The organism is Extibacter sp. GGCC_0201 (assembly GCF_017566055.1).
GTDB lineage: Bacteria > Bacillota > Clostridia > Lachnospirales > Lachnospiraceae > Extibacter.
Genome location: NZ_JABFCH010000027.1, coordinates 51,318 through 58,070 on the forward strand (window position 1 = coordinate 51,318; position 6,753 = coordinate 58,070).

Annotated in this window: 7 protein-coding genes; all 7 read right to left on the minus strand. The window is 43.2% G+C overall.

Annotated features, from left to right (window positions below):
- Positions 1-65 precede the first annotated feature (65 nt).
- The gene (locus tag HJV72_RS15915) at positions 66-1,460 is read right to left on the minus strand and encodes a GntR family transcriptional regulator (protein WP_208072434.1); all 1,395 of its coding nucleotides are present in this window, start codon (positions 1,458-1,460) and stop codon (positions 66-68) included.
- 159 nt (positions 1,461-1,619) lie between these two features.
- Complete coding sequence (locus HJV72_RS15920) at positions 1,620-2,984, minus strand: FAD-dependent oxidoreductase (RefSeq protein ID WP_208072436.1); 1,365 nt, start codon at positions 2,982-2,984, stop codon at positions 1,620-1,622.
- A gap of 186 nt (positions 2,985-3,170) precedes the next feature.
- On the minus strand, positions 3,171-3,635 hold the full coding sequence (locus HJV72_RS15925) for a VOC family protein (protein WP_208072438.1): 465 nt from the start codon (positions 3,633-3,635) through the stop codon (positions 3,171-3,173).
- Between the two features lie 84 nt (positions 3,636-3,719).
- The gene (locus HJV72_RS15930) at positions 3,720-4,388 is read right to left on the minus strand and encodes a methyltransferase family protein (protein WP_208072440.1); all 669 of its coding nucleotides are present in this window, start codon (positions 4,386-4,388) and stop codon (positions 3,720-3,722) included.
- 189 nt (positions 4,389-4,577) lie between these two features.
- Entirely contained in the window at positions 4,578-5,090 is a 513-nt protein-coding gene (locus HJV72_RS15935) for a GNAT family N-acetyltransferase (protein ID WP_208072441.1), read from the minus strand.
- Between the two features lie 30 nt (positions 5,091-5,120).
- Entirely contained in the window at positions 5,121-5,561 is a 441-nt protein-coding gene (locus tag HJV72_RS15940) for a GNAT family N-acetyltransferase (RefSeq protein ID WP_208072447.1), read from the minus strand.
- A 227-nt stretch (positions 5,562-5,788) separates the two neighbouring features.
- Complete coding sequence (locus HJV72_RS15945; protein WP_208072443.1) at positions 5,789-6,445, minus strand: DUF1905 domain-containing protein; 657 nt, start codon at positions 6,443-6,445, stop codon at positions 5,789-5,791.
- Between the last annotated feature and the right edge of the window lie 308 nt (positions 6,446-6,753).

The following is a 6,753-nucleotide window of genomic DNA, read 5'->3' on the forward strand; positions in this document are numbered from 1 at the left end:
CACCTCCCGTATAGCATGCTCCGTTTCTGGTAAATATATGCAACTGTCATCCCTCTTCCACTGTTTTAAAAAGGAAGCGTCAGCTCTTCAAGTCCCTCGATTCCCATAAAAGCTGCCTTCGTTTTGGAAGAGCTGAACATTACGAAAAAGGACTTCTTCAGCGCCACTCCAAACATCAAGGCATCGCCGCTCTCCAGTCCGGCCATCAGCTCTCTTGCCTGCCCGTCCATGTTGAGATATGGCTGCAGACAGGACAGCGGCTGGCCTAATATAAGATATTGCAGAAGCTTATTGTATATCTCCCGCAACGAAGGTAGATCCATCTCATCCATCAACGCCTTAATGCAGATATAGCTTATCGTACCTGCATGTTCCTCCCTCTCCAGCAGGCATTCAATATCGTTTTTTATTCTCCTCCTCTTCTCAACGTTCATAAGCGGAAATGCACGGACCGCCAGTGATTGGGACGTAATTGCCAATATGTGCACCGAATACAGGTACAGCCTGACGTTTTTATTGAGAGCAGGTGAACGCCACTTCACTCTCCTGCGCCCCTTCTCCGATGATATCACCCTGGTGCCTTTACCGTTCACGGACTCGGCCATTCCCAGATCATTCAGCAGCGCGATAGCCCTCCGCATGGTAATGATAGGCGTTGATGTCTGTTCCGCCAGTATCCTGGCAGAGGGAAGAAATGTATCAACAGGATATTCGCCACTGTTAATCTTGTATAAAATTTTACCGGCTGCCACCAGGCAGGTCCTTCTCCTGCCCCATTCGTACGTATCCTCTGATACCGCCCCTTTTTCAGTATTATAAGCCGGACATCGCCGGGCAATCTGGCTCCATAAAGTTCTTCTGTTCCCCTCTTCTCTGACACGCAGCAGTTCATATAGCAGCGGCGACAGTTCTCTGTGCGCCTCTTCCCACCCTTCTTTCGACTTCCCGAGACGCGACAGAAAGGCCGGATATGTCAATAAGGCCACATCATAATACAAATCAATTAAAAGAGGATTCTTCAGCCCTTTGATTACATGAGCCAAAAAATCCAGAGTTGGTTCGTCCCAGGAGAGAGCAGGGCGGTCCAGAATTCCATAGAGCTTATGAATCTCCTTTTCACTGCAGGCATTAAGCCCGTAGAAGAAGACTTCCGGGAAGATCAGGTCAAAGCTGCATAGTATGTCCTGCATGAGTTCCTCGCTCACTATGAATTTATCAAGATTGGTCTTCTCCTGTTCAGCAATATGATTGCCCGCAACAGTTCTTCTCCCTCTTACATTCAAAATGCAGCCATCCTTTTCAAGCAGACGGTAGGCCCCGCGCGCCGCCATGTCAGATACGTTAAAAAGTTTGCCGAGCCTCTGGGCGGAAGGGAGCGGCTCCTCTTCTCGATAAAACCCATAGTGGATACGGGTCAGCAGGTATCCATAAATCATCATATCTAGGTTTCTTGTCTTCACTTTTTAAGCACCTCCCGACTATTATTTATCATTATATCACGATATAGGTACGTATATAATATAAGAGACAATAGAATAAGCCTGTGGATTGGCTGACCAATCCACAGGCTTATTCTATTGTCTCTTATATTCTGAAAATCCTAACCACAGGCAGATATGCTATATGTTAAAAAGGTCGTTCAGCGCCTCTCCCATCGTCGGATGTGTAAATATCATATCTCTTAATGTAGTATAGTGGAGCCCCGCATCCATAGCCAGTTTGACGAGATTGATCAGCTCGTGAGATTCCTCACAGAAGAGATGGGCCCCGAGTATCTTACCGGTGCCGGCATCAACCACCGCCTTCAGAAGACCATCGGGCTGCCCAACTACCTGGGCCTTTGGTATGGCTGTGGCTTCAAGACGCGCGGTCATAACTTTGTAACCTGCTTTGGCTGCCTCTTCTTCACTCATTCCCACCCTGGAAAACGGGGGGTTCAAGAACACGCTATACGGAACTGCGCCCCGTTCCTCTAACGTATAGCTCCCGTCACCTAATACTTTAGAGCTTACCATTCTATAATCATCCAGGGAGATATAAGTAAACTGCAGCCCACCCACTACGTCACCCATCGCAAAGATATGAGGAGCGGTTGTCGTCCTTGTATCATCTGTTATGATGCCGCCTCTCTCATTCGTCTGCACACCGGCCGCCTCCAGATTAAGGTCCTGTGTATTAGGCCTTCTACCAGTGGCTACGAGCACAGCCTCTGCAGCCAGGGTGTCCGGACCTTCCTTAGTACCGATGATGACGTCCGCATGACCGGCTGCCTCTCTGACTTCTTCCACCTGTACTTCTGTAAGTACCCTGACACCACGCCGTTCTAGATTAGCCCGGACTTTTCCGGCAATCTCTTCGTCCTCTCTTGGCAGAAACACGCTTCCATCCTGAAGGATGGATACTTGCGCCCCAAAATCCGCATAGATGGATGCAAACTCAACGCCTATATAGCCACCTCCGATTATGACGAGGCGTTCCGGCAGCTCCTCTAAGTCTAACAATGTCTCGCTGAGGTATACGTAAGGGTTCGCCTTAATCCCTTTGATAGGAGGGATGAATGGTGAAGAACCTGTATTGATATAAAACTGGTCTCCATAGATAATCTGTTTCCTTCCCGAACTGTCAATCTCCGCTTCGTGTGGCGATATGAATCTTGCTTTGCCCTGGATGACCGACACGTTCGGACTGTTTTCCAGCTTCTGGTAGTTCTTTTTTCTCAGCTTTTCGACAAGCAGGCTCTTTTTCTTTACAGCCTCCGCATACGCCTCTCTGCCTGTCTTACATCCGCTTGACGCTTCCCTGGCGCTGTGCACAAGCGATTTGGTGGGGATACATCCGACATTGATACAGGTACCCCCATACATCTTTTCCGATTGTTCAATCATTGCAACTTTTCTTCCCGCATTTCCAAGAGCATTTGCTATTGTCTTTCCTCCTTTGCCAAAACCGATGACAACAGCGTCATAATAATTATTACCTGACATGACATACCTCCGCTTTATATGTATATTATTCTGTTACAGTTTATACTGTAACTTTATCATATACAGTTCAATCTGTCAACCATAAGATTACGAAGGATTTTATATGTATGACAAGGTACATGGAAAAGCCGGGTTATTTTCAATATCTGAAAATAACCCGGCCATGTGCGGTGGCTCCTTATATCATTAACTATAAAGAATCGACTCCAGATCGGACATAGATACATCCATCCGTTTAGAAGTCTCCTCCATTGACATTCCAGAATCCAGGAACCGTTTTACAACCATTATCATGTTTTCACCAACTTCGATAATATGGCCGTCCAAATCGTAGAAACGTACAGAGCGTTGTCCCCATCCGGCTTCCCTCACACCATCCCCTAAGTATTGGATATCGTTACGTTGTTCTAATCTGGCAATAAACCCGTCAAAGTCATCTTCCTCAAAATACAGTTCCATATTATGAGGTTTTTCCAGTATGCTATCCTTGGGTACTCCTGCCAGCCAGTCAAAATCTTGCTGCAGGGACAGCGCGCCAAAGGAAATATTTATACCATAATCTTGTAAGACCTCAAGTCCAAATATCTCCTGATAGAATTTTTTAGAGAGATTTACGTCTTTCACTGCTATACATACGCCTTCATATTTCATCTAAGTTACCTCCTACAATATAATACTGCTATTACTTCAAATTCATTTCTCCCATGGCATACCTTTCGATGGAAATAAAGTGTCTTACCAGACAAATGGAATGAGCCTATACTTTACTCTATTTTCATAATCTTTATATCCCGATAGGCCTTCTTCAAGTACCTTTTCTTCGTTCCGGATACGTTTTACAAGTAATAAGGGAAAAGGCACCATTACAATAAAGGCAGGCAGAGATTCCAGTACCAAAGGCATTGCCCAAAACATCAATACAACGGAAAAGTACATTGGATGTCTCACAAACCTATATAGTCCTGTTGAAATAACCTGTTGGTTTTCCTGTATTTCAACCGTCCTTGAAAGATACGCATTTTCTCTGATTACCTCAGCATAGATTCCATAAGATATGAGAAATGCAACACAGAAAATGCCGATTAACCATTTCGGCAGACTTGTCCAGCCAAAACGGTAATCAAGCCCTGCTACTATAAAGCAAATTATAAATTCTAAGCCAGACAGGACAATAACTATTTTCTGCTCCATTTCCGGTTCCTTATCATTCAAACGTTTCCTGAGTAAATTGGGAGCTCTTATCATCAAGACTCCCCCAACAAATAGCATTGGTACAAATAAAAGCGCAATGAAACGCCATGCCCCCAGATAAGATATTGAACCGGCAGGCAAGAATAGAAGAAGACCAATCAATACGAAACCGCTTATTAGCTTAGTTACAGCTTGTAATGCAAGTTTAGCCATAGATATATCCTCCATAGATTTAAATTTCTGTCAAACCAATTATCCCTGCCGTTCATTTCTATCTGCCCTTTTCCATAGCTGAATAGACGGTATTTTAAACAGTTCAGTCATTTCCTTACAATCACCAGGCTGATATTCCCTTTCGCTTTAGAAATGACTTCATCGTGCAGCTATTGTGTCTGTTCCTTTTTATCTTTCTGCTTTCAGCAGTGAGTACATCTTCATGTCGATAACCTTGCCGTTTTTTACAGCATTATCTCGCAACGTCCCCTCGTATTTGAAACCTGCTTTTTCAAGTACCCGGCAGGATGCGGCATTATAAGCAAAAGGCTCTGCATAGATACGGATGATGTCGCTATTTTCGAAGACGTGCCGGCAGACTTGTGTTACGGCTTCAGTCATTAATCCTCTGCCCCAATATTCTTCTGCTATGTAATACCCCAGCTCGGCAGTCCGTCTGTGTATGTTCTGCTGCCGGAAAACTCCGATGCTGCCTATTACTTTGCTGTCTGCCGTGACAGCAAAGGCAAACGTTTCATTTTCATCCGCGGCAAGCATTTCAGAAATAAAATCTTTTCCATCCTGTTCCGTGTAAGGATAGGGCAATCCGTCCCGGAGATTGTTCTGTACTTTTGTATTGGATAACGCCTCTGCTAAATCCCTGGCGTCCGACATCTCCCATTTTCTTATTCTACATGTCACTTTTCCTCTACCTCCCTGATATATTAAATATTATCGTTCCCTCTTCAAATAGACCATATCGACAAGTTGTATCCCATCTTCAAACATTGGGTGGTCATAATTATCTGTAAAAAAGTTCTTCAATCTGTGGGATTCCATAAAACCGCAGCTATGATAGAAAGCAAGGGCAGAAGGACAGTCCCCTGTTCCGACAAGCAGGACTTTACAGTCAGTATAATACGAGATTGCAAATTCTATCAAGCTCTTTCCATAACCTTTCCGTTGAGATTCCGGCAGCACGGCAATATTTTTAAGCTCATAGACGCCCTCGTCTTCTTTTGTAACAACACACTCCCCCTTGATGCCATGATCATCCAATACAAACATATCGCCTTTCTCAAGATATCTATCAATCATATCTTCCTGTTCATCCGCAAGGAGCAGCAAATCAATGAATTCTTTCTTTGCACCCATAACTTTTTTTATATGCATCATTTGACCTCCTTCTTGAATCGCCTTGATATAATTAAACGCAAATCTTACAGCATCACATGTGAGTTTTTGACTGATCCAGTGATATATCAAACAACTCACTTAAGCACAGGAGCATTCTCCTTGCACAGTTAATATCCTCTTTCCTATAAAGGTCATGTACTTTCTCTTCAATGCAGCACAAATCATATTCCTCCACTAGCATCCTATTGCTGTAGTTTAGTACTCTATTCGACAATGATTTTTAAGTAGCCTATGATATCGTCAAAATGAATATCCTTCGTATCATAATACTGCCCTTTATAATACAAGACAAGATGGTTGATCTTCTTATCTTTGACATTAAGGATACAACACTCTGGCAGCATAAATTCTTTCCCTTTAGTGTAAGTAATCTTTCCATCATGTAAAATGCCAAAATAGTCTAATGTTTCTAATAGCTTTGAGAAAGAACACTGCCATGCTTTAGCCTGCATAATATCAATTACTTCATCTACACTTAGTCCCGTCAGCATAGCGATGCATGTCTGGCCGCAGTATCCGGCTTTCGGATAAGTGACACTTTGGATATCCCGGATTTTTCGTATCGGATTTTCCTTTGAATATGGACTATCATGATTGATTCTGGTTAATCCGTTAATGATTTCAAAGGAGACATTTATCTCATCATCGCAATTAATCTGATTTACAATATCCTTTGTAATGGGTATGTAATAAATGCCTTCTCCTTTTGGAATGAGCCTGCACTCAAATATGCAGTCTTTTATGTAAGCTCGAACCGGCACTGATCCCTTTTGACCGCATTCTTCCCATACATTGAATGGGATTTTAATAAAATATCGATTCCCCTGTTTAAATATTCTTTCTGGAAATTTATATGTCATTATATGTAGCCTCCTTCGTGTTCTATCATGTCTATTTCTCTGCCTTATAAGAAAAGGGCAATAGTTCCTTTGCCTTTCGGCAGTTTCCACACAATTATATCTGCCCTTTCTATTTTTAATTCAACTTTTTTTCGTAAGACTCAGTACCACACATACTGCCATTAGAACAGCCGTTATTATAAGCGTTATGCAGCAGCTTTCCTATGTAATAAAAAAAATCCTGCAAACGATGACGTTCACAGGATTCCTCCAGACTCCCCGAGTTGGGTTTGAACCAACGACCCTTCGGTTAACAGCCGAATGCTCTA

What these genes read in the sequence shown, in the direction of transcription:
- HJV72_RS15925 (WP_208072438.1), bottom strand. Translation starts at nt 3,635, where the DNA reads ATGAAATATGAAGGCGTATGTATAGCAGTGAAAGACGTAAATCTCTCT.
- HJV72_RS15940 (WP_208072447.1), bottom strand. Translation starts at nt 5,561, where the DNA reads ATGCATATAAAAAAAGTTATGGGTGCAAAGAAAGAATTCATTGATTTG.
- HJV72_RS15930 (WP_208072440.1), bottom strand. Translation starts at nt 4,388, where the DNA reads ATGGCTAAACTTGCATTACAAGCTGTAACTAAGCTAATAAGCGGTTTC.
- HJV72_RS15945 (WP_208072443.1), bottom strand. Translation starts at nt 6,445, where the DNA reads ATGACATATAAATTTCCAGAAAGAATATTTAAACAGGGGAATCGATAT.
- HJV72_RS15920 (WP_208072436.1), bottom strand. Translation starts at nt 2,984, where the DNA reads ATGTCAGGTAATAATTATTATGACGCTGTTGTCATCGGTTTTGGCAAA.